At 71.3% G+C, this 23,074-nt stretch carries 21 protein-coding genes and 1 pseudogene; 14 read left to right on the top strand and 8 right to left on the bottom strand.

Annotated elements, in window-relative coordinates; genetic code table 11:
* Nucleotides 1-44: 44 nt before the first annotated feature.
* The 4 genes from EJ357_RS05270 (at nucleotide 45) to EJ357_RS05255 (ending at nucleotide 3,234) form a co-directional block, all read left to right on the top strand.
* Entirely contained in the window at nucleotides 45-794 is a 750-nt protein-coding gene (locus tag EJ357_RS05270) for an SDR family oxidoreductase (RefSeq protein ID WP_126399208.1), read from the top strand.
* Complete coding sequence (locus EJ357_RS05265; protein WP_126389095.1) at nucleotides 791-1,861, top strand: threonine aldolase family protein; 1,071 nt, start codon at nucleotides 791-793, stop codon at nucleotides 1,859-1,861. Before EJ357_RS05270 ends, EJ357_RS05265 begins: the two co-directional genes overlap by 4 nt.
* A 75-nt stretch (nucleotides 1,862-1,936) precedes the next feature.
* Nucleotides 1,937-2,530, top strand: a complete 594-nt coding sequence (locus EJ357_RS05260) for a transglutaminase domain-containing protein (protein ID WP_126389093.1) — start codon at nucleotides 1,937-1,939, stop codon at nucleotides 2,528-2,530.
* A gap of 8 nt (nucleotides 2,531-2,538) precedes the next feature.
* On the top strand, nucleotides 2,539-3,234 hold the full coding sequence (locus tag EJ357_RS05255; protein WP_126389091.1) for a B3/B4 domain-containing protein: 696 nt from the start codon (nucleotides 2,539-2,541) through the stop codon (nucleotides 3,232-3,234).
* Between the two features lie 12 nt (nucleotides 3,235-3,246).
* On the opposite strand, the gene EJ357_RS05250 is transcribed toward EJ357_RS05255, so the two are convergent.
* Nucleotides 3,247-3,975: a lysophospholipid acyltransferase family protein gene (locus EJ357_RS05250; protein ID WP_126389089.1), complete on the bottom strand. Its 729-nt coding sequence runs from the start codon at nucleotides 3,973-3,975 to the stop codon at nucleotides 3,247-3,249.
* A 188-nt stretch (nucleotides 3,976-4,163) separates the two neighbouring features.
* Nucleotides 4,164-4,580 (bottom strand): DUF4395 domain-containing protein, encoded by a 417-nt coding sequence (locus EJ357_RS05245; RefSeq protein WP_126389087.1) that lies wholly within the window; start codon nucleotides 4,578-4,580, stop codon nucleotides 4,164-4,166.
* A gap of 76 nt (nucleotides 4,581-4,656) precedes the next feature.
* Here EJ357_RS05245 and EJ357_RS05240 point away from each other — a divergent pair, with 76 nt between their 5' ends.
* The 4 genes from EJ357_RS05240 to EJ357_RS05225 all read left to right on the top strand — a co-directional run bounded on the left by EJ357_RS05240 (nucleotide 4,657) and on the right by EJ357_RS05225 (nucleotide 7,855).
* The gene (locus EJ357_RS05240) at nucleotides 4,657-5,070 is read left to right on the top strand and encodes a TlpA family protein disulfide reductase (protein WP_126389085.1); all 414 of its coding nucleotides are present in this window, start codon (nucleotides 4,657-4,659) and stop codon (nucleotides 5,068-5,070) included.
* Between the two features lie 208 nt (nucleotides 5,071-5,278).
* Nucleotides 5,279-5,788, top strand: coding sequence for a flavin reductase family protein (locus EJ357_RS05235; RefSeq protein ID WP_126389083.1), 510 nt, complete (start codon nucleotides 5,279-5,281; stop codon nucleotides 5,786-5,788).
* Nucleotides 5,789-6,030: 242 nt separating this feature from the next.
* A complete protein-coding gene (locus EJ357_RS05230) occupies nucleotides 6,031-6,819 on the top strand; it encodes an electron transfer flavoprotein subunit beta/FixA family protein (RefSeq protein ID WP_126389081.1) in 789 nt (262 codons plus the stop codon).
* Between the two features lie 73 nt (nucleotides 6,820-6,892).
* The gene (locus tag EJ357_RS05225; protein WP_126389079.1) at nucleotides 6,893-7,855 is read left to right on the top strand and encodes an electron transfer flavoprotein subunit alpha/FixB family protein; all 963 of its coding nucleotides are present in this window, start codon (nucleotides 6,893-6,895) and stop codon (nucleotides 7,853-7,855) included.
* Nucleotides 7,856-7,914: 59 nt separating this feature from the next.
* Here EJ357_RS05225 and EJ357_RS05220 read toward each other — a convergent pair whose 3' ends face one another.
* Nucleotides 7,915-8,823 (bottom strand): endonuclease/exonuclease/phosphatase family protein, encoded by a 909-nt coding sequence (locus EJ357_RS05220; RefSeq protein WP_126389077.1) that lies wholly within the window; start codon nucleotides 8,821-8,823, stop codon nucleotides 7,915-7,917.
* Nucleotides 8,824-9,030: 207 nt separating this feature from the next.
* Here EJ357_RS05220 and EJ357_RS05215 point away from each other — a divergent pair, with 207 nt between their 5' ends.
* Together EJ357_RS05215 and EJ357_RS05210 are read left to right on the top strand one after the other, a co-directional pair.
* Entirely contained in the window at nucleotides 9,031-10,335 is a 1,305-nt protein-coding gene (locus tag EJ357_RS05215; RefSeq protein WP_126389075.1) for a DUF6986 family protein, read from the top strand.
* Between the two features lie 118 nt (nucleotides 10,336-10,453).
* Entirely contained in the window at nucleotides 10,454-12,565 is a 2,112-nt protein-coding gene (locus EJ357_RS05210) for a serine/threonine-protein kinase (protein ID WP_126389073.1), read from the top strand.
* Here EJ357_RS05210 and EJ357_RS05205 read toward each other — a convergent pair.
* Together EJ357_RS05205 and EJ357_RS05200 are read right to left on the bottom strand one after the other, a co-directional pair.
* A pseudogene (locus tag EJ357_RS05205) lies at nucleotides 12,511-13,384 on the bottom strand (hypothetical protein). The gene EJ357_RS05210 and the pseudogene EJ357_RS05205 overlap by 55 nt on opposite strands.
* Before the next feature lie 7 nt (nucleotides 13,385-13,391).
* Nucleotides 13,392-14,501, bottom strand: coding sequence for a LacI family DNA-binding transcriptional regulator (locus EJ357_RS05200; protein WP_228472972.1), 1,110 nt, complete (start codon nucleotides 14,499-14,501; stop codon nucleotides 13,392-13,394).
* A 259-nt stretch (nucleotides 14,502-14,760) separates the two neighbouring features.
* On the opposite strand from EJ357_RS05200, the gene EJ357_RS05195 reads away from it, so the two are divergent.
* Entirely contained in the window at nucleotides 14,761-15,708 is a 948-nt protein-coding gene (locus EJ357_RS05195; RefSeq protein WP_126389069.1) for an ROK family protein, read from the top strand.
* A gap of 148 nt (nucleotides 15,709-15,856) precedes the next feature.
* Here EJ357_RS05195 and EJ357_RS05190 read toward each other — a convergent pair whose 3' ends face one another.
* On the bottom strand, nucleotides 15,857-17,890 hold the full coding sequence (locus EJ357_RS05190; protein WP_126389067.1) for an NPCBM/NEW2 domain-containing protein: 2,034 nt from the start codon (nucleotides 17,888-17,890) through the stop codon (nucleotides 15,857-15,859).
* Nucleotides 17,891-18,090: 200 nt separating this feature from the next.
* On the opposite strand from EJ357_RS05190, the gene EJ357_RS05185 reads away from it, so the two are divergent.
* The 3 genes from EJ357_RS05185 to EJ357_RS05175 all read left to right on the top strand — a co-directional run bounded on the left by EJ357_RS05185 (nucleotide 18,091) and on the right by EJ357_RS05175 (nucleotide 20,645).
* A complete protein-coding gene (locus tag EJ357_RS05185; RefSeq protein ID WP_126389065.1) occupies nucleotides 18,091-19,086 on the top strand; it encodes a TIGR01777 family oxidoreductase in 996 nt (331 codons plus the stop codon).
* Between the two features lie 42 nt (nucleotides 19,087-19,128).
* The gene (locus tag EJ357_RS05180; protein WP_126389063.1) at nucleotides 19,129-19,458 is read left to right on the top strand and encodes a hypothetical protein; all 330 of its coding nucleotides are present in this window, start codon (nucleotides 19,129-19,131) and stop codon (nucleotides 19,456-19,458) included.
* A 146-nt stretch (nucleotides 19,459-19,604) separates the two neighbouring features.
* The gene (locus EJ357_RS05175; RefSeq protein WP_126389061.1) at nucleotides 19,605-20,645 is read left to right on the top strand and encodes an NUDIX hydrolase; all 1,041 of its coding nucleotides are present in this window, start codon (nucleotides 19,605-19,607) and stop codon (nucleotides 20,643-20,645) included.
* Here EJ357_RS05175 and EJ357_RS05170 read toward each other — a convergent pair.
* On the bottom strand, nucleotides 20,615-21,673 hold the full coding sequence (locus tag EJ357_RS05170) for a protein kinase family protein (protein ID WP_126389059.1): 1,059 nt from the start codon (nucleotides 21,671-21,673) through the stop codon (nucleotides 20,615-20,617). The two genes, EJ357_RS05175 and EJ357_RS05170, sit on opposite strands and share 31 nt — an antisense overlap.
* A gap of 25 nt (nucleotides 21,674-21,698) precedes the next feature.
* Nucleotides 21,699-23,054, bottom strand: a complete 1,356-nt coding sequence (locus EJ357_RS05165; protein WP_126389057.1) for a dipeptidase — start codon at nucleotides 23,052-23,054, stop codon at nucleotides 21,699-21,701.
* Nucleotides 23,055-23,074: the final 20 nt, after the last annotated feature.

Raw genomic sequence — 23,074 nt, 5'->3', positions numbered from 1 at the left:
GCGACCTTGGCACCGAGAACACGGCTCAGCAGGAGGCGAAGAAGATGGCGGGGAACGGAGCTCTCAGCGGTGCGGTGATCGCGGTGGCCGGCGCGGGCGGGCCCGCCGGGCGGGCGGCGCTGCTGCGACTGGCCGAGGCGGGCGCGACCGTCGTCGGCGCGGACAACGACCCGGAGCGGCTCGCGGAGGCCGTGGACGCGGCCCGCTACGCGTCGGGCGGGGCGACCGTCACCGGTGAGCCCGTCGACCTGCTCGACCTGCAGTCCGCCCGTGACTGGGCCGACCACATCGAGAAGGACTTCGGGCGCGTCGACGGCCTGGTCCACCTCGTCGGCGGCTGGCGCGGCAGCGAGACCTTCGTCAAGACCAGCCTCGACGACTGGGACTTCCTGGAGCTGCTGCTGATCCGCACCGTGCAGCACACGTCGCTCGCCTTCTACGAGGCCCTGCAGCGCAGCGACCGCGGCCGGTACGTGCTGATCAGCGCCGCCGGCGCCTCGAAGCCGACCGCGGGCAACGCCTCGTATGCCGCCGCGAAGGCCGCCGCCGAGGCCTGGACGCTCGCGCTGGCCGACGCCTTCCGCAAGGCCGGGGGCGCCGAGGGCCCGACGTCCGCGGCTGCCATCCTGGTGGTGAAGGCGCTGGTGCACGACGCGATGCGCGCCGAGCGACCCAACGCGAAGTTCGCGGGCTTCACGGACGTCAAGGACCTGGCCGACGCTGTCGTCGGCGTCTGGGACAAGCCCGCCGCCGAAGTGAACGGAAACCGTCTGTGGCTGACCGAGAAGCCGTGAACCCTCCGAAGACCGACGCCCGGCGTCATCACGACCCGGACGTCCGCGGCTTCGCCAGTGACAATTACGCCGGCGCGCACCCGGAGGTGCTCGCCGCCCTTGCCCTGGCCAACGGCGGGCACCAGGTCGCGTACGGCGAGGACGACTACACCGAGAACCTCCAGCGGATCATCCGCAGCCACTTCGGCGCCACGGCGGAGGCGTTCCCGGTCTTCAACGGCACCGGCGCGAACGTCGTCGCACTCCAGGCGGTCACCGACCGCTGGGGTGCGGTGATCTGCGCGGAGAGCGCGCACATCCACGTCGACGAGGGCGGCGCCCCGGAGCGGATGGGCGGGCTGAAGCTGCTCACCGTGCCCACACCCGACGGCAAGCTCACGCCCGAGCTGATCGACCGGCAGGCGTACGGCTGGGAGGACGAGCACCGCGCGATGCCGCAGGTCGTCTCGATCACCCAGAGCACCGAGCTCGGCACCCTGTACACGCCGGACGAGATCCGCGCGATCTGCGAGCACGCCCACGCGCACGGCATGAAGGTGCACCTGGACGGCTCCCGGATAGCCAACGCGGCCGCCTCCCTGAACGTGCCCATGCGGACGTTCACCGACGCGGTCGGCGTGGACATCCTCTCCCTCGGCGGCACGAAGAACGGCGCCCTGTTCGGCGAGGCCGTCGTCGTCCTCAACCAGGACGCCGTCAGTCACATGAAGCACCTGCGCAAGCTGTCCATGCAGCTCGCCTCCAAGATGCGCTTCGTGTCGGTGCAGCTGGAGGCCCTGCTCGCCAAGGACCTGTGGCTGCGCAACGCCCGGCACGCCAACGAGATGGCCCAGCGTCTCGCCGAGGGCGTACGCGCCGTCCACGGCGTGGAGATCCTCTACCCGGTGCAGGCCAACGGCGTCTTCGCCAAGCTCCCGCACGACGTGAGCGAGCGCCTGCAGAAGAGGTTCCGCTTCTACTTCTGGGACGAGGCGGCGGGCGTCGTGCGCTGGATGTGCGCGTTCGACACGACTGAGGAGGACGTGGACGCGTTCGTGGCGGCGCTGAAGGAGGAGACGGCCCGCTAGGACGTTGTGCATAGGTATGCGATCACTCGGAAAGTAATTGACTGCCGGGTGATCGCTTTCCTATGCTCTGTGCGCATGGAGCTGATCCAGAACACCCCTGATCTTTCCGCGTACTTGGTTGCGGACGAGGCCATCGATCATGGCCATCCGGTCGTCCTGGAGACGGCTGCGCGTCTCGCGAATGCGGCCGATGACTCGTATGCCTATGCGCGCTTGGCCTTCGAGTTCGTGCGTGACACCATCGTGCACTCACAGGACTCCGGGGACATGCGTGTCACCTGGCGGGCCTCCGACGTCCTGGAACAGGGCACCGGCATCTGCTACGCCAAGGCGCACGCGCTGGCCGCGCTGCTGCGGGCCGAGGACATCCCCACCGCGCTGTGCTACCAGCGCCTCGCGCACGACGACGGTGACGGATACGCCGTGCACGGCATGATCGCCGTACGGTTCAACGGCGCGTGGCATCGGCAGGATCCGCGCGGCAACAAGCCGGGAGTGGACGCCCGCTTCTCGCTCGACGGCGAGCAGCTGGCCTTCGTGGCCGACGCCAAGTCCAGCGAGCTGGACTATCCGGTCCTGTACGCTGAACCACACCCGGCCGTGCTCGGTGTCCTCAAGGCCGCCCCTGACCGGCCGTATCTGTGGAAGACGCTCCCCACCGCACTCTGAGGCAGACGATGACTCTCTCCCTGACCGTGTCCGACGAAGTACGCGCCCTCGCGCCGGGCTTCACCCACGTGGCGATCGAGGCGCACGGCCTGGTCAACGGCCCGACCACCGAGGCCAGTTCCGCGCTGCTCGACGACGCGGCCCGCCGCCTCGCCGTCCGTCTGGACGGGCGCGCTCCGCACGAGGACCCGCACATGGTGGCCTGGCGGGAGGCCTACACGGCGTTCGGGTCGAAGCCGTCCCGCACCCGCAACTCCGCGGAGGCGCTGGCCAAGCGGGCCCTGTCGGACGCGGGGCTGCCCCGCATCAACCAGCTGGTGGACCTCTACAACGCCATCAGCGTCGCCCACCTCATCCCCGTGGGCGGGGAGGACATCGACCGCATCGAGGGCGGTATGCACCTCGTGCGGGCGACCGGCGAGGAGAACTTCGTGACCGTCGCGGGCGGCGAGGAGGTCGTCGAGCACCCCGACGCGGGCGAGGTCGTGTGGCGTGACGAGGCCGGCGTGACCTGCCGCCGCTGGAACTGGCGCCAGGGGCCGCGCACCCGGCTCACCGAGGAGACCACCTCGGGTGTCTTCCTGCTGGAGAGCCTGGCGCCGATGCCCGTCCCCGACGTCGAGCGGGCGGCGGCCGAACTCGCCGAACTGCTGGAGAAGTTCAGCCCGGGAGCGCGGATCACGGTCCGTCCCCCGGCCTCCTGAAACCCGTAGGTCTCAGCGCGCCTCGGCCTCGCGCACCTGCTCCGGCGTCGGTGCGGTACCGCCGAGGTGGGCCGGCATCCACCAGGTGTCGTTGGCGTCCTTCGGGCGCACCGGATACGCCCGCTGCGCGGCCTCCAGGAGTTCCTGGACGCGCTCGCGCAGCTGGCGGGTGATCGCACCCGCGTACTTGTCCTTGGACGCCTCGATGGCCTCGCCGACCCGGATCGTGATCGGGGTGTGGCTGCGCTTGAAGTTGCGCGGGTGGCCCTTGGTCCACAGCCGCTGCGTGCCCCACACGGCCATCGGGACCAGCGGTACGCCCGCCTCCTGGGCCAGTCGCGCGGCACCCGACTTGAAGCTCTTCAGCGTGAACGACTGCGAGATGGTGGCCTCGGGGAAGACCCCGACGATCTCCCCGGACTTGAGTGAGTCGAGCGCGTGGGCGTACGCCGCCTCGCCCTGCTTGCGGTCCACCGGGATGTGCTTCATGCCGCGCATCAGCGGACCCGAGATCTTGTGCCGGAAGACGGACTCCTTCGCCATGAAACGAACGAGACGTTTCTGCGGGAGCGCCGCCAGCCCGTTGAAGACGAAGTCCAGGTAGCTGATGTGGTTGCTCACCAGCACAGCGCCGCCCGAGCGCGGAATGTTCTCCGACCCCTTGCAGTCGATCTTGAGGTCCCACGCCTTGAACAACGTCTGGGCGAAACCGACGACGGGACGGTAGACAAGCTCTGCCATGGACGGGGTGGACCCTTCCTTCTTTGCCTGGGAAGGAAGCTCCCAGTGGGAAAGTTACGGAGCCGTAGGTATACGGCATGTCGCAGATCGTGCCCCAAGAACGGCCGAGGGCCAAGCCCAAGTGCCTGGGAAGGGCGAGATCCTCGTCACGTCGGCCCAGCGATCCACCCCGGATTCGGCCGCGGCCCTTACTCTGCGCGCACCGTCACCCGCCGGACGAGCAGGTACATCTCGCAGCCCAGGCAGTACCCGAACACGGCGTTCAGGAAGGCGGCCGCGAGCGCGGCACCGGTCGCGGCGAGCCCCAGCCAGTCGGGCCCGAGCGTGTAGCCGACGAGCCCCAGGCCCGCGAAGAGCAGCCCCACCGCCTGGGCGAACCGCGGGGGTTCGGGCGCCTCGAACTCGGTCGGCGGCCCGATCCGGGGGCGTACGGCCTTGCGGAACAGCCAGCCGTACGGCGAACGGGACACCCCGCCCGCCGCGCCCAGCGCGAAGGCAAGCGTCTGCCAGGCCAGAACCCAGGCGCTTGCGGTGACCAGGGCGACCGCGAGCACCACGGTCGTCAGGGCCGCGCCGAAGCGGGGCCCCCTCACATCGATGTCCATGAATCAAGCATTCCGCAGTGGCAAGGCTCGGGGGAGTCGGGAATCTTTGCAGTCTCGTGAATGCTTGAGGAGGGTGATGACCGGACTTGTGGTGTGTGTGGTGGTGCTCGCGGTGGCGAGCGCCTATGGAGTGCTGCACCGGCGGCGGAGCGGGAGAGTACGGGTGCGCGGGCGCGACGACGGAAAGCGGCTCGGGGCGGCCGAGTTGGGCGAGGCGCTCGGTGAGCGCGCCACCCTCGTGCAGTTCTCCAGCGCCTTCTGCGCCCCCTGCCGGGCCACCCGGCGGGTGCTCGGCGAGGTCGCCGGCATGGTCCCGGGCGTGACCCACGTCGAGATCGACGCCGAGGACCACCTGGACCTCGTACGCCGGCTCGGCATCCTCAAGACACCGACCGTGCTCGTCCTCGACGCCGACGGCAACGTCGTACGGCGGGCCACCGGCCAGCCCCGCAAGGCGGACGTGATCGCGGCTCTGGGGGAGGCGGTTTGACGGACTTCACGGGGAGGGTGAGTCATCTCCCACATAGCGGAACGTACTTGACTGTGCACGCCATCTATCGTCAGCCTGACCGTATGCCAGAGGAACTCCTTCTCTTCGGGCGGGCCCATGTCGACCTGGCCCGCACCGCGAGCGCGTGCTGTCCGGGCCGTTGAGCAGTCGCCGGTCCGTACGCCTCCCCTCGCAGAAGGACAACTCCATGACGGCCACGTCCGACCTCGGCACAGCCCAGCTCGCCACTCCCGACCTGCTCCGCTCCGTCTTCCGGCGGCATGCCGCCGGAGTGGCCGTGATCACCGCCCGCGGTGAGTCGGGCCCGGTCGGCTTCACCGCCACCTCCCTCAGCTCCGTCTCCGCCGAGCCCCCGCTGCTCTCCTTCGGCATCGGCACCGGCGCCTCCAGCTGGCCCGCGATATCCGCCACGGACCACGTCGGCGTCCACATACTCGGCGAGCACCAGCAGGAACTGGCCGCCACCTTCGCCCGCAGCGGTGCCGACCGTTTTGGCTCGCCCACGGCCTGGCGTGAGGGACCCGAGGGCGTCCCCGTTCTCGACGACGTCCTCGCCTGGATGGTCTGCCGGATCGTGGGGCGGGTGCCCGCGGGCGATCACCGCATCGTGCTGGCCGAGCTCGTCCTCGGTGATCCCGCCGGTCCCGGACGTCCGCTCCTGTACCACCAGGGCCGGTTCAACGGCCTGCGTGACTGACCTCACCGTGCCGATGTGACCGATCAGCCCCTGCGTCGTTCTGCGAAGCCGTCGAACTCCGATTACGCTGCGTTGCAAAGGTCACAGTTCAAAGCGCTTGCTTAGCGAGCGAGAACTGGGTGTACTGACGAGTAATATTTCGCTCGGAGCGCGGGTCGCCCCGATCGGGATCGGCCGCTTGGGGCGCCTATGCTGCCTGCAAGTAGGCAGCAGAGAAATGTCGACGCAGTAGGAGAGCCGGCGTGAGCTTGAGGATCGTTGTCACTGTGAAGTACGTGCCCGACGCCACTGGCGACCGGCACTTCGCCGATGACCTGACCGTCGACCGGGACGACGTGGACGGTCTGCTCTCCGAGCTCGACGAGTACGCGGTCGAGCAGGCGCTGCAGATCTCCGAGAACTCCGACGACGACGTGGAGATCACCGTCCTGACGGTGGGCCCGGAGGACGCCAAGGACGCGCTGCGCAAGGCGCTGTCCATGGGTGCCGACAAGGCCATCCACGTCGAGGACGACGACCTGCACGGCACCGACGCCCTGGGCACCTCGCTGGTGCTGGCCAAGGCCGTCGAGAAGGCCGGGTACGACCTGGTCATCTCCGGCATGGCCTCCACCGACGGCACCATGGGTGTCGTACCGGCGCTGCTGGCCGAGCGTCTGGGCGTCCCGCAGGTCACCCTGCTGTCCGAGGTCTCGGTCGAGGACGGCACGGTCAAGGGTCGCCGGGACGGCGACGCCGCCTCCGAGCAGCTCGAGGCGTCCCTGCCGGCCGTCGTGTCGGTCACCGACCAGTCGGGCGAGGCGCGCTACCCGTCCTTCAAGGGCATCATGGCCGCCAAGAAGAAGCCGGTTCAGTCCTGGGACCTGTCCGACCTCGACATCGAGGCGGAGGAGGTCGGCCTGGAGGGTGCGTACACCGTCGTGGACGCCGCGGCCGAGCGTCCGGCCCGCACCGCCGGCACGATCGTCAAGGACGAGGGCGAGGGCGGCAAGCAGCTCGCCGAGTACCTCGCGAGCCAGAAGTTCATCTAAGGGTCCCTGGCCCGCCTGAGGCTCAACTCCCCTTCCGCCCCTCAGACTTCGCAATCCGCAGGAGAGCAATCCCATGGCTGAAGTTCTCGTCTACGTCGACCACGTGGACGGTGCCGTCCGCAAGCCCACCCTGGAGCTGCTGACCCTGGCCCGCCGCGTCGGCGAGCCCGTCGCCGTCGCGCTGGGCAACGGCGCCGCCGACACCGCCGCCGCGCTCGCCGAGCACGGCGCGGTCAAGGTCCTCACCCACGAGGCCGCCGAGTACGCCGACTACCTGGTCGTCCCGAAGGTCGACGCCCTGCAGGCCGCCGTCGAGGCCGTCTCCCCGGCCGCCGTCCTCGTACCCTCCTCCGCCGAGGGCAAGGAGATCGCCGCGCGTCTGGCGCTGCGCATCGGCTCCGGCATCATCACCGACGCCATCGACCTCGAGGCCGGCGACGAGGGCCCGGTGGCCACCCAGTCGGTGTTCGCGGCCTCCTTCACCACCAAGTCCCGTGTCTCCAAGGGCACCCCGGTCATCACGGTCAAGCCGAACTCGGCCGCCGTGGAGGCCGCTCCGGCCGCCGGTGCGGTCGAGGCCCTGTCCGTGTCCTTCTCCGCCCAGGCCACCGGCACCAAGGTGACCGCGCGCACGCCGCGTGAGTCGACCGGGCGTCCGGAGCTGACCGAGGCCGCGATCGTGGTCTCCGGTGGCCGTGGCGTCAACGGCGCGGAGAACTTCGCGATCATCGAGGCTCTCGCCGACTCCCTCGGCGCGGCCGTCGGTGCCTCGCGTGCCGCGGTGGACGCCGGCTGGTACCCGCACACCAACCAGGTCGGCCAGACCGGTAAGTCGGTCTCCCCGCAGCTGTACATCGCCTCCGGTATCTCCGGCGCGATCCAGCACCGCGCGGGCATGCAGACCTCGAAGACGATCGTGGCGATCAACAAGGACGCCGAGGCCCCGATCTTCGAGCTGGTCGACTACGGCGTGGTCGGCGACCTCTTCGACGTCGTCCCCGCCCTGACCGAGGAGATCAAGTCCCGCAAGGGCTGATCCCCGAACAGGCGCATCGAGGCCCCCGTGACCGTTCCGACGGTCACGGGGGCCTTTGCTCATCCCAGGGTCAGGGACGCCTGGACGGGCAGATGGTCGCTCGGGAACTGGCCGTCGGCGGAGAACGTGTTGATCGTCGCCCGGTGCGTCGTGACGCCGGGCGTGCCCAGGACCCAGTCGATGCGGTCGCCGTTCGGCGTCAGCGGCTTGTAGCCGTGGAAGGTCCCGTACAGCGCGCTGCGCTCGGCCGCGGTGTCCCAGGTGTCGACGAGACCGGCGCCGAGCAGCGTGTCGTACACCGTGTTCCTGTGGGCGGCGACGTTGAAGTCGCCGGTCACCACGACCGGCAGGGAGCGGTCGAAGCCGGCGATCCGCTGGGCGATGAGCGAGGCGCTGCGCTCGCGCGCGTACTGGCTCACATGGTCGAAGTGGGTGTTGAGCACGTAGAACTCCCGTGCGCCGTCGGCCAGATCGCGGAAGCGGATCCAGGTGACCATGCGGGCGAAGGCCGCGCCCCAGGTGTTGGAGCCGATCACGTTCGGGGTGTCGGAGAGCCAGAAGTGGTCGTACTCGGTCGGGCGCAGGCGACGGGAGTCGTAGAAGATCGCCATGGACTCGTCGCTGCTGCCGTGCAGCCGGCCGGCGCCCACCCAGTCGTAGCGCGGGCCGAGGTCGGCGTCGATGTCGAGCAGCTGCGAGAAGACGCCCTCCTGGGTTCCGATGACGTGCGGCGCCTCGCGGCGCAGGAGCTCGCGCATCACCGGTCTGCGCACGGTCCAGCTGTTGGGCTCGGTGGTGCTCGCGAAACGCAGGTTGAAGGACATCACCTGCAGCTGCCGACGGGCCGGACGTTCGCCGGCGGAGGCGGAGGACATCGGCAGTGCTGTACTGGAGAGAGGCGCGGTGGCCGCGGCGGCCAACGCGGCCTTCAGGCCCAGACGGCGCGTGACTCGGCTGTGGTTCGGCACTTCGGGGCTCCTTCGGTGGGAACTGCCGGACGAGTCGTGCGGGGCGTGCGTATGGAAGTGTGATACCGCGTCCTGTGATGGGCGTGAACATGACGAGATGGTGGAGTGACTCCCCGTGGACATGGTGTTGACCAGTCGGAAGTTCCCCGGATAACTTCGTTCTACGGATTGTTGATTCCGTATAGCGGAAAATAGGAGGGTGTGGGAATGGGTCAGGGCCAGCAGGAGAAGGTGGCGACGAGCCTCGCGGGCGCCGTCAGCGAGGAGATCAGCGCCTCCCTCGCGCCGGTCGACGCCGAGCTGGAGCGCCGCTACCCCGGAGACCCCGGCAGCCGCCAGCCCGTCCACACGGTCTACGTCCCCGGCGACGTCTTCGCCGCCGACACCATCCGCTCCTGGGGCGACCAGGCCCTCGCACTCCTCGACGAACACGCGCCGGACGCCGCGTCCTTCGCCGCCGTCCTGGGCCTGTCCGACGAGCTGGCCGAGCCCGTCCACGCGCGCGTGCGCGCCAAGCTGGAGCGCGAGCCCATCGAGGACCTGCGTGTCGACTTCGAGGACGGCTACGGCCCCCGCCCGGACGCCGAGGAGGACGAGGCGGCCGCCCGGGCGGCATGGCTGATCGCCGAGGCGTACGAGAACGGCACGGCGGCCCCGTACATGGGCATCCGCATGAAGTGCATGGAGGCACCCGTACGCGACCGGGGCATCCGCACCCTCGACATCTTCCTCACCGGACTGATGGAGGCCGGCGGCCTGCCCGACGGGCTGGTCCTCACCCTGCCGAAGGTGACCTACCCCGAGCAGGTCACCGCCATGGTGCGGCTCGTGGAGGCCTTCGAGAAGGCGCGCGGCCTCGAGCCCGGGCGGATCGGCTTCGAGATCCAGATCGAGACCAGCCAGTCCATCCTCGCCACCGACGGCACCGCCACCGTCGCCCGGATGATCCAGGCCGCCGAGGGCCGCGCCACGGGCCTGCACTACGGCACCTTCGACTACAGCGCCTGCCTCGGCGTCTCCGCCGCCTACCAGGCCAGCGACCACCCGGCCGCCGACCACGCAAAGGCGATCATGCAGGTCGCGGCGGCGGGCACCGGCGTACGCGTCTCGGACGGCTCGACGAACGTCCTGCCGGTCGGCCCGACCGAGAAGGTCCACGACGCCTGGCGCCTGCACTACGGCCTGACGCGGCGGGCGCTGTCCCGCGCCTACTACCAGGGCTGGGACATGCACCCCGGCCACATCCCGACCCGGTACGCGGCCGTCTTCGCCTTCTACCGCGAGGGCTTCGAGCAGGCGTCCGCCCGTCTCGCCCGGTACGCCAACCGGGCCGGCGGTGACGTCATGGACGAGCCCGCCACGGCCAAGGCCCTCAGCGGCTATCTGCTGCGCGGCCTGGACTGCGGCGCCCTCGACATCGGCGAGGTCGCCCGGCTGACCGGCCTGACCCGCGCCGACCTGGAGGGCTTCGCGGCGCCCAGGCGCGGCGACCTGACGGTCTCCGCCCAGTAGGTTCCACACAGGACCTCCACGTGGCAGGCCAGTCACAGCGGCCTCCACCGGCTGGTGTTGTCACCGTCGCCCCGTAGTCTGTACGGACTCATTGACGTGTCACAGGAACGGGGCAGCGGTGTCATCGGGGGAGAACGCACAGCCGGACGACGCCGGTCGGCTGCTCGCCGGGCGCTACCGCGTCGTCGGGCAGCTCGGGCGCGGCGGCATGGGCGTGGTCTGGAAGGCCGTCGACGAGGTCCTCGGCCGCGAGGTCGCCGTCAAGGAACTGCGCACCTACAGCGACGCCGACGGCCCCGAACTCGCCGACCTGCGGCTGCGGATGCAGCGCGAGGCCCGCGCGGCGGCCCGGGTGCGGCATTCCGGTGTCGTGGCGGTGCACGACGTGGCCGAGGTCGACGGACGCCCGCTGATCGTCATGGAGATGGTCGACGGCCCGTCCCTGGAGAAGGTGCTGCGCGAGCGCGGCCCGCTCGACCCGCGCGAGGCGGCCGGGATCGGCGCCAAGGTCATGGACGCGCTGGCCGCCGCCCACCGTGCCGGTGTCCTGCACCGTGACGTCAAGCCCGGCAACATCCTGCTCGACCGCTCCGGGCGCGTCGTCCTGACCGACTTCGGCATCGCCACCATGGACGACCCGGGCGACGGCTCGGCGACGCATCTGACCCGCACCGGCCATCTCGTCGGCTCCCTGGACTACTTGGCGCCCGAGCGCGCCCAGGGCGCCGACCCGGGCCCCGCCTCGGATGTCTGGGCCCTGGGCGCCACGCTGTACGCGGCGGTCGAGGGCTCGGCCCCCTTCCGCCGTACGTCGACCTTCTCCACGCTCACCGCGATCATCGGCGAGCCCCTGCCGGAGGCCCACAACGCCGGCCCCCTCGGCCCCGTCCTCCAGCGGCTGATGGACAAGCGCTCCGAGTCCCGCCCCGAGGCCGACGAGGCGCGCGAACTCCTCCAGGCGGTGGCGGACTCGGGCGGCACCGACTCGCCGACGGCGGCGCTGCTGGGATCGACGGGCGCCGCGCCAGTGCCGCGGGGGACGGAGCACGGCGTTCCGTCGGCGCCGCAGGGCTCCGGGCCCACCGCGGCGGACGGGCAGGGACTCGCGTCATCCGCTCCGACGGGGCCCGCCGGGCAGGCGTACGACGGCCAGGGCCAGGGCGCACCCGGGGCTCAGGGCGTCGCCACGCCGGGGCAGGGCGTTCCCGCACCGGGCGCGCAGGGGACACCGCCCTTCGGGTCTGCGGGGCAGGGACCTCAAGGTGCTGCGGGACTGGGCGCCCAGTGGGTGCAAGGGCCCACTCCTGGGCAGGGCACGCCGCCTGCCCAGCCCTTCGGCGCCGTCGGCCATTCCGGCCCGGCCGGACACGGGCACGGCGCCCCCGGGCAGCCTGCCCCCGCGCCGTACGGCGGTACGCCGGTGCCGTCCGGCCAACCCCCGCACGGCTACGGCGGCCCCGCCCCGTCGCCGCACGACTCGGCCCCCACCGGCCCTCTGTCCACGTCCTCCGACACGTCCACCCGGCGCAGGGGTCGTGCCCTGCTCGCCGCCGTGGCCGTCACCGTCGTGCTCGCGGCGGCAGGGGGCACGGTGGCGCTGGTGAGCAACACCGACGGCGGCAAGGACGAGGCGCGGGCCACTTCTTCGTCCGCCACCTCACCGGAGGGGTCCGCCCCGCAGGCCGCCAGCCCGGATGCCCAGCGCTCGGGCGAATCCGGTCTCACCGAGAAGGACGACGGGAAGGGCCCCGGCGCGAGCAAGTCGCCGAGCCGTTCGGCGCAGGACGAGCCCACCGACCGGCCCACCGCGTCCCCGACCAAGACCTCGGGCGGTGGCGGCACCAACGGCGGCACCACGGGCGGCGGTTCCGGCGACGGCGGCACGACGGGCGGCGGCGGGACCTCGGGCGGCGGCGGTACGACGGGCGGGGGCGGCACCACCCAGGCCCCGGCCTGTACCTCCATCGGCGGCGGCAAGTACAACTGCCAGGTCTGGACGACCGCCAAGTCCTACACCGCCTCCGGCACGGAGGTCGGTGTCCTCAACGCGGGCACCAACTATTTCTACTGCCAGCAGAATCTGGGCCGCCGTGAGACCTACGGCGAGTGGACCAACGTCTGGTGGGCCAAGACGGACGACGACAACGGCAACACCAACGTCTTCGTGAGCGACGTCTACATCGAGGGCGGCAACAACGACGAGCCGGTGCCCGGACTTCCGGTCTGCTGACCCGGGGCGCCTGCCCCTGCCCGGCCGCTGAGGTCAGGCCCGCTCCTCCCGGAGGTATCTCTCCAGCCCGGAGGCGGTCACCAGCTTCTCCGCCGCGAACAGCCGCGTGCCCTGCTCGCACAGCGCGGCGTCGGCACGCGCCCGCGCGCAGAACTCGTCGGCGGTGACCCCGAACAGACCCCTCAACCGGGCCGAGCCCAGCAGGAGTTCGGTGAGCAGCGCCCGCTGGCCGGGGTGGGTGCGCGGGGCGTCGGCGCCGTCGTGCAGGACGCCGTGGCGGTTGACGTAGGCGAAGGCGCCCGGGAGCGTGGTTCCGTCCGCCAGCTCGATCCGCACCTCGGGCGCCGGCAGCCAGGGGCGGCCGTAGTTGCCGTTCGGCAGCGGAACGCCCTCGCTCGTGTCGATCACCGCGAGCTGCTCGGCGTCGAGCCAGGTGACGAACAACTCCCGTACGCGGCCGGGCGCGTGGAACGGCGAGGCGGACACGTACCCCATGCGGCTCACGTGAGCCGAGACACCCACCTCGATGCCGGTGACCCGCGCCCGCGCCATCGGGATGGGGGAGACGATCCCGAACTCGTCCATCTTGTGCCGCAGTTGGCCCGGACAGGCGTTGGAACCGACCGCGAGAACGGGCACGCGGTCGTCGTGCACCAGGCGGTCGAGCGGCAGCAGACGGTCCCCGTCGAGGAGCCCGGAGTCCGAGGGCCAGGCGCCCGGATAGAGCAGCGGACGATCGCGCGGTGCCTCGGCCAGGCCGAGCGATTGCAGTGTGCGCCCGCGTCGGGGCAGCCATGACCCACTCGCGAGGTCCGCCATGGGCCGCTCAGTCCGCCGGCGGCAGCTCACCCGAGCCGCGGGTGATGAGCCGGGTCGGCAGCTCGATGCGTTCCGGGGTGACCAGGGTGCCGTCCAGCTGGCGGAACAGGCGCTCGGCGGCGTTGCGGCCGATGGCCGCCGCGTCCTGTGCGACGACGGTGACGCCGGGCTCCAGCAGGTCGGCGAGTTCGATGTCGTCGAAGCCGACGAGGGCGACGCGACGGGTCTGTTCGGCGAGGACACGGATCACGGTGACCGTCACCCGGTTGTTGCCCGCGAAGATCGCGGTCACGGGGGAGGGGCCGGTGAGCATCCCCTCGGCCGCGTCGCGCACCCGCTCCGGGTCGGTGACGCCCAGGGACATCCAGGAGTCCTCCACCGGTATGCCCGCGTCCTCCATCGCGGTCCGGTAGCCGCGCAGCCGCTCGGCGGACGTGTGGATGCGGGGCATGTCGCCGATGAAGCCGATCCTGCGGTGGCCGTGGGCGATGAGGTGGGCGACGCCGTCCCGGGCGCCGCCGTAGTTGTCGGACAGGACGCAGTCGGCGTCGATCTTCCCGGCCGGGCGGTCGACGAAGACCGTGGCGACGCCCGCCTTCAGCTCGGGCTCCAGGTACCGGTGGTCGTCACCGGCCGGAATGATCACGAGCCCGTCCACCCGGCGTGCGCACAACGCCAGCGCCAGTTCCTGCTCGCGGTCCGGGTCCTCGGCGCTGGAGCCGTTGATGAGCAGGGCACCGTGCGCCCGGGCGACCTCCTCGACCGCCCGGCTGAGGGGACCGTAGAAAGGGTCCGCGAGATCCTCCAGGACCAGGCCGACGCTCGCGGTCCGGCCCTTGCGCAGCACCCGCGCGCTGTCGTTGCGACGAAAGCCCAGCGCGTCGATGGCCTCCTGGACGCGGTGCTCCGTCTCCGGGGTGACTCCGGGCTCCCCGTTGACCACGCGCGAGACGGTCTTCAGGCCGACTCCGGCACGCGCCGCGACGTCCTTCATGGTCGGACGATTGCCGTAGCGGGCCCCGGCGAGGCGGTCAGCAGGGCGGTCGGATCGGCGGATGGCCTCGGGCACGATGCGGTGTCCTGTCCTGTCGTCGTCCACGGGGATGCGGCGGTCCATGGCGCTACGTAGATCCGAAGGAGTGCGTTCGTCGATGCGGCTTACGTCGACCCGCGGAGTACGTCTGTCCATGGGGATGCGTCGGTCCATGGGTTTGTATGAGGATGTGGCGTCGAGCATAGAGCCTGGACAACGTTGTCAGATCCGGGAGACACTGTCCACCGCAATCTCCGGCCTGCGCCCCCACCGCGAGACCGGCTCGTCCAATTCCCGTGGCTGGCGGGGAGATCCGAATGGTTGACGGGGAGAACTGACACAAATGCACACCGACCTCGTGGCTGCGCTCGACATCGGCGGCACCAAGATCGCCGGAGCGCTGGTGGACGGCCACGGCACGATCGTGGTCCGGGCACAGCGCGCCACGCCGACCCGGGAGGACGGCGAGACGGTGATGCGGGCCGTCGAGAAGGTCGTCGGCGAGCTCACCGCGTCGCCCTTGTGGGAGGGCGCCACGGCCCTCGGTATCGGCAGCGCCGGACCGGTGGACGCCTCCGCCGGCACCGTCAGTCCGGTGAACGTGCCCGGCTGGCGTGACTATCCGCTGGTCCGGCGGGTGAGGGAGGCAGCCGGGGGGCTGCCCGTCGAGCTGATCGGCGACGGCGTGGCCATCACGGCGGCCGAGCACTGGCAGGGAGCGGCCCGGGGGCATGACAACGCGCTGTGCATGGTCGTCTCCACGGGAGTCGGCGGGGGCCTCGTCCTGAACGGCCGGCTGCACCCCGGCCCCACCGGCAACGCCGGGCACATCGGCCACATCAGCGTCGACCTGGACGGCGACCTGTGTCCGTGCGGTTCGCGCGGCTGTGTGGAGCGCATCGCCAGCGGCCCCAACATCGCCCGGCGGGCGCTGGAGAACGGCTGGCGGCCGGGTCCGGACGGCGACACCTCCGCCGCCGCGGTGGCCGCCGCCGCCCGTGACGGCGACCCGGTCGCCGTGGCCTCCTTCGAGCGCGCCGCCCAGGCCCTGGCCGCCGGGATCGCGGCCACCGCGACCCTCGTCGAGATCGACATCGCCGTGATCGGCGGGGGCGTGGGCAACGCGGGCGACGTCCTCTTCACACCCCTGCGCAAGGCGTTGACCGACTACGCCACGCTGTCCTTCGTCCAGCGGCTGGCGATCACACCGGCCCAGATGGGCACGGACGCGGGGCTGGTGGGGGCCGCGGCGGCGGCACTGGCGCGCAGAACGGACGCGGCGACGGTCTGAGGGGGCCGGGAGGAACGTTCCCGCCGTTTCTGCCGGAGCGGGCTTGACGGCGGGTGGGCCGGGAGCGCGGACATGAGCCTCAGCCCGGTCACCCGACCCGACCCGAGTCGCCCTGCCCACCCCGTCCACCCGGCCCACCCCACTCCCGTCAGCAACTCACCCGTGCCCCCGCCCAGTCCCCATGGTCCGAGTCGATCCCGTCGCCGCCGTCGGTGACGACCAGCCGGACCACCTGGGCCCCGGTCACGTCGGCGGTGATCGGCCGGGCCGACATCGCGTTGGTGAGGAGGCCCGTCGAGGCTGCTCGGGTGTCGTCCGTCCAGATCTCGAAGGTGACGGTGCCGCCCACTTCCTCCTCGTCGTCGACGCCGACGTCCGCGGTGACCGTCTCGCATGCGCCGCCGGTGTAGTACTCGACGGTGCTCTGGGCGTGGACGCCGAGTCCGTCGTCGTACACCACGCCGCCGACGGTGATCGGTCGGCCGTCGCCCGCGGCGCTCTCCCCGTTGCTCGTGTCGCGCTCGACGGGGCCCCAGCCGTTGGCGGCCGACAGCCAGGGGAGGTCACCGAGGCGGGACGTCTCCGAGGGCGGTGGCGCCACCACGCTCGCGGTCAGCGGCAGTGTGCTGTCGACGCGGGCTCCGCTCGGGGAGTGGTGAGTCGCCCTGAGTACGACGTCGTACGAGCCCGTCGGCGTCCCTTGCGGTGCGGTGACCGCCCACTTCGTGCGCAGGGTTCCGCCCGTCGGCAGTGCGGGTGAGGTGGTCGGGGAGGTCGCTCTGACGGTCCACCCCTCGGGTCCGGTCAGGGTGACGGACACGCGCCTGGCCGTCGTACGCCCCAGGTCGGTCACCGTCGACGTCAGCGTCGTGGTCCGGCCCGCCTCGACCATCGGGCTGCCCTCCAGGTCCAGCTCCACGGCGGGCGGGTGCTGGGCCCACTTCGGGTCGGCCCAGGCGCGCAGCAGGACCGTGCCGTGCGCGGGGACGGTCGCCGAGATCGTGCCGGCGGTGTTCAGGCTGCGGTGCTGCCACAGGTCGCGCAGTGTGTACCCGTCGGCGGCGGGCAGGCCGACGGCCGCTGCGGTCGTGGTGATGCGCCGGGCGGTTCCGGACTCGTTGAAGAGGGCCACCGCGCGACTGCCGTCCCGCATCTCCTTGGCGACGACCCAACGTCCGCCCTCGGAGGAGATCACCGTGCCCTGCCTGCCCAGCGGGTCCTGGTCGACCGCGATGACCTCGCGGTTGCCGAGGATCTCGAAGGTCTCCTCGGAGGCGGACCGCAGGTCGGAGCCGATGAGCAGCGGCGCGGCCATGATCGCCCACATCGAGAAGTGCGAGCGGTACTCGGTGTCCGTCATCCCGCCGTTGCCGACCTCCAGCATGTCCGGGTCGTTCCAGTGGCCGGGGCCGGCGTACGGCGCGAGGGGCAGGTTCCGCTTCAGGATGGACAGCATCGACCCCCAGTTGTCGCTGATGTCACCGGTCGTGCGCCACAGATGGCCGACGTCGGAGGCCCATTCCCAGGGCTTGTTCTCGCCCCATTCGCAGATGCTGTACACGATGGGGCGGCCCGTCTTGCGAGAGGCGGCTCTGAGCGCGTCGCGCATGGTGGTGTAGCGCAGCCTGGCGTCCACGCCCTGGTTGTTGCAGTTGTCGTACTTGAGGTAGTCCACGCCCCAGTCCGCGAACTGCTGGGCGTCGCTGTACTCATGGCCGAGGGCGCCGGGGAAGCCGGCGCTGTTGCAGGTCTTCGTGCCCGCGCTGGTGTAGATGCCGAGCTTCAGGCCCTTGGCATGGACGTAGTCCGCGAGGGCCTTGATCCCGCCCGGGAAGCGGACCGGGTCGGGCACGAGCTGTCCGTTCGCGTCCCTGGACGGCAGGGCCCAGCAGTCGTCGAGGTTGACGTACTCGTACCCGGCGTCCTTGAGGCCCTTGTCGACGAAGATGTCCGCGATGCCCTTCACCATGGCCTCGTCGAACTCGGCACGGCAGTGCGTGGAGTTCCAGTTGTTGAACCCCATGGGCGGGGTGCGGGCGAGACCGTCGTCCGGGGTGGGCGCGACGGGGGCCGCGGCGGCCGTGGGGGCGGCGAGTCCGGCCGTGCACAGCAGGGCTGCGGCGAGGGCGCCGACCGCTCTTCTTCGGGCTTTGCGGGTTGTGCGGGTGTGAAGGTGACGCATCGTTACGTTCCTCCGAACCTGCAAAGGGCGGGATGACGGCATGTACGCGTCATGGGCGTGTCCACGGTAGGGGCCGGTGGGTCGTGTTGGAAGGGAGTGGTGGCGGGTGGCTCCGGGTGGCCCGAAAATCCCGTCCGGCATCTTTTTGAACATGTTCAAGAGGTGCGGTACGCTCGTGCTCACACGAGATGGGGGAGTCGATGAAGATAGTGATCCCCGGGGGAACCGGGCAGGTGGGCACCGTCCTGAACCGCGCGCTGACCGCCGCGGGCCATGAGGTCGTGGTCCTGACCAGGCGGCCCTCGCGGGACCGGGAGATCCGCTGGGACGGCGAGACGCTGGGTCGGTGGGCCCAGGTGATCGACGGCAGCGACATCGTGATCAACCTGGCCGGGCGCAGTGTCAGCTGCCGCTACACCGCGACCAATTTGCAGGCCATGATGGATTCGCGAGTGCACTCCACCCAGGTCGTGGGCGAGGCGATCGCCCGGGCCGCCCGGCCGCCCCGGGTGTGGCTGCAGATGAGCACCGCGACCGTCTACGCCCACCGCTTCGACGCGCCCAACGACGAGGCGACGGGCGTCATCGGCGGCAGCGAGCCCGGCGTGCCCGACTACTGGGCGTACAGCGTCGAGATCGCCAAGGCCTGGGAGCGGGCCCAGGAGGAGGCCGACACCCCGCACACCCGCAAGGTCGCCCTGCGCTCCGCCATGGTGATGAGCCCCGACCGCGGCGGCGTGTTCGACATCCTGCTGAGGCTGGCCCGGCTGGGGCTCGGCGGTCCCGTCGCGGGCGGCGCGCAGTACGTCTCCTGGATCCACGACCGTGACTTCGTCCGCGCGGTCGACTTCCTGGTCGACCGCGACGATCTCACCGGTCCGGTGAACCTCGCGGCCCCCGAGCCGCTGCCGCAGCGTGCGTTCATGCGGGCGCTGCGCTCCGCGTGGGGCGTCCCCGTGGGCCTGCCCGCGACGAAGCGGATGGCGGAACTCGGCGCGTTCGCGCTGCGCTCCGACACCGAGTTGCTGCTCAAGAGCCGGCGTGTCGTCCCTGGCCGGCTGCTCGACGAGGGGTTCACCTTCGAGTACGGCCGATGGCCCCAGGCGGCCGACGACCTCGTGCAACGGGTGCGGCTGCGCCGGGTCGACCGGCGCCGGTCCGGGGCCGGAGCTCCGGCGCTGTCCCGATTGTCCTGAGGTGGGGCGTGACTCCCGCTCCGTTTCACAGTTGAACCGGCCATGAAGAAGCGCAGCATGCTCGCCATCGCCTCCCTGGCCACCGGATTCGTCGTCGCGGCGGTCACCCCGTCCCACGCCGCCGAGGCCCCTGTCACCGGGACCCCTTCCACGGAGACTCCCGGCCTCGGCGGCGGAGGAATGAAGCTCCTCGGCGGTGAGGCCGGCGGGGTGAAGCTTGCCGGCAGTGAGACCGGTGGCACGAAGCTTGCCGGCGGCGAGACCAAGGTCGCCGGCGTCAACGTGGACCAGGCCCTGAACACCTTCGGCCGGGCCATCAACCGTGAGACGGACCGGGCCGTGAACAACGCCCCGCACGGGAAGAAGCGCTGACGAGCCCACCGCCCCGACCACACGGCGCCGGAGCCCCCGCACCCGCGGGGACTCCGGCGCCGTGGTCATGCGCCCTCTACGGGAGGTGGTTTCCGTGGCAGTGTGGAGCGGGCAAGCCACAGGGGGCCAACAGAAGAGGGGGAAACGTGATCGTCTGGATCAACGGTGCGTTCGGTGCGGGGAAGACCACCACCGCACGGGACCTGATCGAGCTGATCCCGAACAGCACGCTCTTCGACCCCGAGGTCATCGGCGGAGCACTCACCCACCTGCTCCCGCCCAAACACCTCACCGAGGTCGGTGACTTCCAGGACCTGCCGATCTGGCGACGTCTGGTGATCGATACGGCCGCCGCGCTGCTCGCCGAGCTGGGCGGGACCCTCGTGGTCCCGATGACGCTGCTGCGTCAGGAGTACCGCGACGAGATCTTCGGCGGCCTCGCGGCCCGCCGCATCACTGTCCAGCACGTCCTCCTCGCTCCGGCGGAAACGATCCTGCGAGAGCGCATAGCCGGTCGGGAGATCCCGCCCGACCTGCCCGACGGCGACATACGGATCCGGCAGTGGTCGTACGACCACATGGAGCCGTACCGAGCCGCGCTCGCCTCCTGGCTCACCGCCGACGCCTACCCGGTCGACAACAGCGGCCTGACTCCGTACGAGACCGCCGTCCGGATCGCCGAGGCGGTCGGCGGCGGTACGGTCCCCGTCTGCGACATCGTGCAGACCCCGGAGCCCACCTCCGAGACCCTGGCCTCGGGGGTCCTCCTCTTCGACGAGCAGGGCCGGGTGCTGCTCGTCGACCCCACCTACAAGGCGGGCTGGGAGTTCCCCGGCGGCGTCGTCGAACCCGGCGAGGCGCCCGCGCGCGCGGGCATGCGCGAGGTCGCCGAGGAGACGGGGATACGGCTGGACGACGTACCGCGCCTCCTCGTCGTCGACTGGGAGCGGCCCAAGCCCCCCGGCTACGGCGGTCTGCGGCTCCTCTTCGACGGCGGACGCCTCGACTCCGCGGAGGCCGAACGTCTCCTGCTGCCCGGGCCCGAGCTGCGCGACTGGCGCTTCGTGACCGAGGAGGAGGCCGCCGACCTGCTGCCACCGGTGCGCTACGAGCGGCTGCGCTGGGCGCTGCGAGCGCGGGAACGCGGGGCGGCGCTCTACCTGGAGGCCGGGATCCCCACGTCCTGAAGCAGCCCGGCCAGCTCCTCGTACGGGTACGGCGTGAGCTTGCTCTCGTGAATCAGCCGCCCGAAGAAGTCGTTCCCGACGACGGCGAGGGGCGCGTACCGCACGATGAGGTCGGCGGCGGCCCGCGGGATGCCCTCGGGCCGCCTGCCGTCGGCGCAGTCCCGCACGAAGGCCTCGCGCTCCTCGAGCCCGTACCCGTGCAGCACGGTGGCCAGCCAGTTCACCAGGTGGGCGGCGGTGTAGCAGCGGTCGTAGACGCGGTGCCGGTCGAAGAACTCGCGCTCCGGCGGGGTGAGCGGGAAACGGGACGAGAGCGCGAGGCCGTAGTCGGCCAGGTACAGCTGCTCGCCGTCGGTGAGGATGTTGGCGAAGTGGGCGTCGAAGTGCAGGAGTTCGCGCCCGTGGAGGAAGTCGGTGGTTGCCCTGAGCCCCTGCTCCACCAAGGTGCACGCGGCCTCGGCGCCGTCCGTGCGCAGTTGGGCGTCGAACCACTCGTGCAGGGTGTACGGCACGTACTCCAGGAACAGCGCCAGACTCGCGGACGCCGTCCGCAACTCCTCGATGCGCTCGCGCACCTGCGGGCTGCCGCCCCAGTAGGCGACGGCCCCCTCGACGTCGGCCAGTTGGTCGGGAAGGGGCTGGGGCGGCTGTGGCAGGACCCGCCAGTGGTGCATCAGCGGGAAGCCCGCGAAGCGGCCGGCGACGACCCAGTTCGTCGTCATGGTGTGTACGGCGAGCTCCCGCCAGGCGCCGAACCCCGGACTGCCGACGCCGTAGTGGAAGTAGGCCGGCAGGCCGAGGAGGTTCGCCGTGGAGCGGACGTTCTCCGGCCTCAGCTCGACGTCGGTGAGCCGGACGCGTTTCACGAAGACCCGTCTGCCGTCCACCTCGATCAGCGTCGAGCGGCCGCCGATGCCGGTGGCGAGCGGCGCGCCCGACTCCACGAGGTCCGCGAGTTCGTGGTCGCTGAGGAGCGAGAGGGAGGTGGCGATGTCCGTGTGGGCGGCGAGGCGATCAGCGCGGGTCATGCCCCCATCGTCACCGCGCGGCCCCTCAACTCGCCGCGTAATTACGCAGGAACAGCGCCTCGGTGACCGAAAGACGCTCCAGCTCCTGCGGGGACACGCTCTCGTTCACGGCGTGGATCTGGGCCTCCGGCTCGCTCAGGCCGATGAGGAGGATCTCCGCGTGCGGGTAGAGGGCGGCGAGGGTGTTGCACAGCGGGATCGAGCCGCCCTGGCCGGCGTACTGCATCTCCTGGCCGGGGTAGGCCACCGCCATCGCGTCCGCCATCGCCTGGTACGCCGGGCTGCTCGTGTCGGCGCGGAACGCCTGGCCCTGCCCTATCTGCTCGCTGCGCACCCGGGCGCCCCACGGCGTGTGCGTCTCCAGGTGGGCCTGCAGCAGCTTGGTCGCCTCGGCCGCGTCCACGCCCGGCGGCACCCGCAGGCTGATCAGCGCCCGCGCGCTCGCCTGCACCGACGGGGTGGCGCCGACGACCGGCGGGCAGTCGATGCCGAGGACGGTGACGGCCGGGCGCGCCCAGATGCGGTCGGCGACCGTGCCGGAGCCGATCAGCTCGACGCCGTCGAGGACCTTGGCGTCCTGGCGGAACTGCTCGTCCTCGTAACTCAGGCCCTCCCACGACGACTCGCCGGTCAGCCCGTCCACGGTCGTCGAACCGTCCTCGGCACGCAGCGAGTCCAGTACGCGGATCAGCGCGCCGAGCGCGTCGGGCGCGGCGCCGCCGAACTGGCCCGAGTGGAGGTTGCCTGCGAGCGTGTCGATCTGCACGCGGACGAGGGTCATGCCGCGCAGGGTGGAGGTGACCGTGGGCAGGCCGACGCGGAAGTTGCCCGCGTCGCCGATCACGATGGTGTCGGCCTCCAGCAGGTCCGGGTGCTCCTCGGCGTACCGCTCCAGACCGCCGGTGCCCATCTCCTCCGAGCCCTCGGCGATCACCTTCACGTGCACCGGCACGCCGCCGTTCGCCTTGAGCGCGCGCAGGGCCAGCAGGTGCATGATCACGCCGCCCTTGCAGTCGGCGGCCCCGCGCCCGTACCAGCGGCCGTCGCGCTCGGTCAGCTCGAAGGGCGGCGTGCTCCAGGCGGCCTCGTCCAGCGGGGGCTGCACGTCGTAGTGGGCGTACAGCAGGACCGTCTTCGCGCCCTCGGGGCCGGGCAGGTAGCCGTACACCGACTGGGTGCCGTCGGGGGTGTCGAGCAGGGCCACGTCCTCGAAGCCCTCGGCGGTGAGCGCGTCGGCGACCCAGCGGGCGGCGCCCTCGCTCTCGCTCTTCGGGAACTGGTCGAAGTCCGCCACCGACTTGAATGCCACCAGTTCGGTGAGCTCCGCCCGCGCCCTGGGCATCAGCGAGGCGACGGTCTCGGCGACCGGATTCGACGACATGGGCACGCTCCTTGTGGGTG

This window comes from Streptomyces cyaneochromogenes (genome assembly GCF_003963535.1).
In the GTDB taxonomy this organism is placed as follows: Bacteria; Actinomycetota; Actinomycetes; order Streptomycetales; family Streptomycetaceae; genus Streptomyces; species Streptomyces shaanxiensis.
This window is presented reverse-complemented; position numbering and strand designations above follow the sequence as displayed.

Coding starts and splice junctions, on each gene's coding strand:
- EJ357_RS05270 (WP_126399208.1), top strand. CDS start 45: ATGGCGGGGAACGGAGCTCTCAGCGGTGCGGTGATCGCGGTGGCCGGC.
- EJ357_RS05260 (WP_126389093.1), top strand. CDS start 1,937: ATGGAGCTGATCCAGAACACCCCTGATCTTTCCGCGTACTTGGTTGCG.
- EJ357_RS05255 (WP_126389091.1), top strand. CDS start 2,539: ATGACTCTCTCCCTGACCGTGTCCGACGAAGTACGCGCCCTCGCGCCG.
- EJ357_RS05250 (WP_126389089.1), bottom strand. CDS start 3,975: ATGGCAGAGCTTGTCTACCGTCCCGTCGTCGGTTTCGCCCAGACGTTG.
- EJ357_RS05245 (WP_126389087.1), bottom strand. CDS start 4,580: ATGGACATCGATGTGAGGGGGCCCCGCTTCGGCGCGGCCCTGACGACC.
- EJ357_RS05240 (WP_126389085.1), top strand. CDS start 4,657: ATGACCGGACTTGTGGTGTGTGTGGTGGTGCTCGCGGTGGCGAGCGCC.
- EJ357_RS05235 (WP_126389083.1), top strand. CDS start 5,279: ATGACGGCCACGTCCGACCTCGGCACAGCCCAGCTCGCCACTCCCGAC.
- EJ357_RS05225 (WP_126389079.1), top strand. CDS start 6,893: ATGGCTGAAGTTCTCGTCTACGTCGACCACGTGGACGGTGCCGTCCGC.
- EJ357_RS05215 (WP_126389075.1), top strand. CDS start 9,031: ATGGGTCAGGGCCAGCAGGAGAAGGTGGCGACGAGCCTCGCGGGCGCC.
- EJ357_RS05200 (WP_228472972.1), bottom strand. CDS start 14,501: ATGGACCGCCGCATCCCCGTGGACGACGACAGGACAGGACACCGCATC.
- EJ357_RS05195 (WP_126389069.1), top strand. CDS start 14,761: ATGCACACCGACCTCGTGGCTGCGCTCGACATCGGCGGCACCAAGATC.
- EJ357_RS05190 (WP_126389067.1), bottom strand. CDS start 17,890: ATGCGTCACCTTCACACCCGCACAACCCGCAAAGCCCGAAGAAGAGCG.
- EJ357_RS05185 (WP_126389065.1), top strand. CDS start 18,091: ATGAAGATAGTGATCCCCGGGGGAACCGGGCAGGTGGGCACCGTCCTG.
- EJ357_RS05180 (WP_126389063.1), top strand. CDS start 19,129: ATGAAGAAGCGCAGCATGCTCGCCATCGCCTCCCTGGCCACCGGATTC.
- EJ357_RS05170 (WP_126389059.1), bottom strand. CDS start 21,673: ATGACCCGCGCTGATCGCCTCGCCGCCCACACGGACATCGCCACCTCC.
- EJ357_RS05165 (WP_126389057.1), bottom strand. CDS start 23,054: ATGTCGTCGAATCCGGTCGCCGAGACCGTCGCCTCGCTGATGCCCAGG.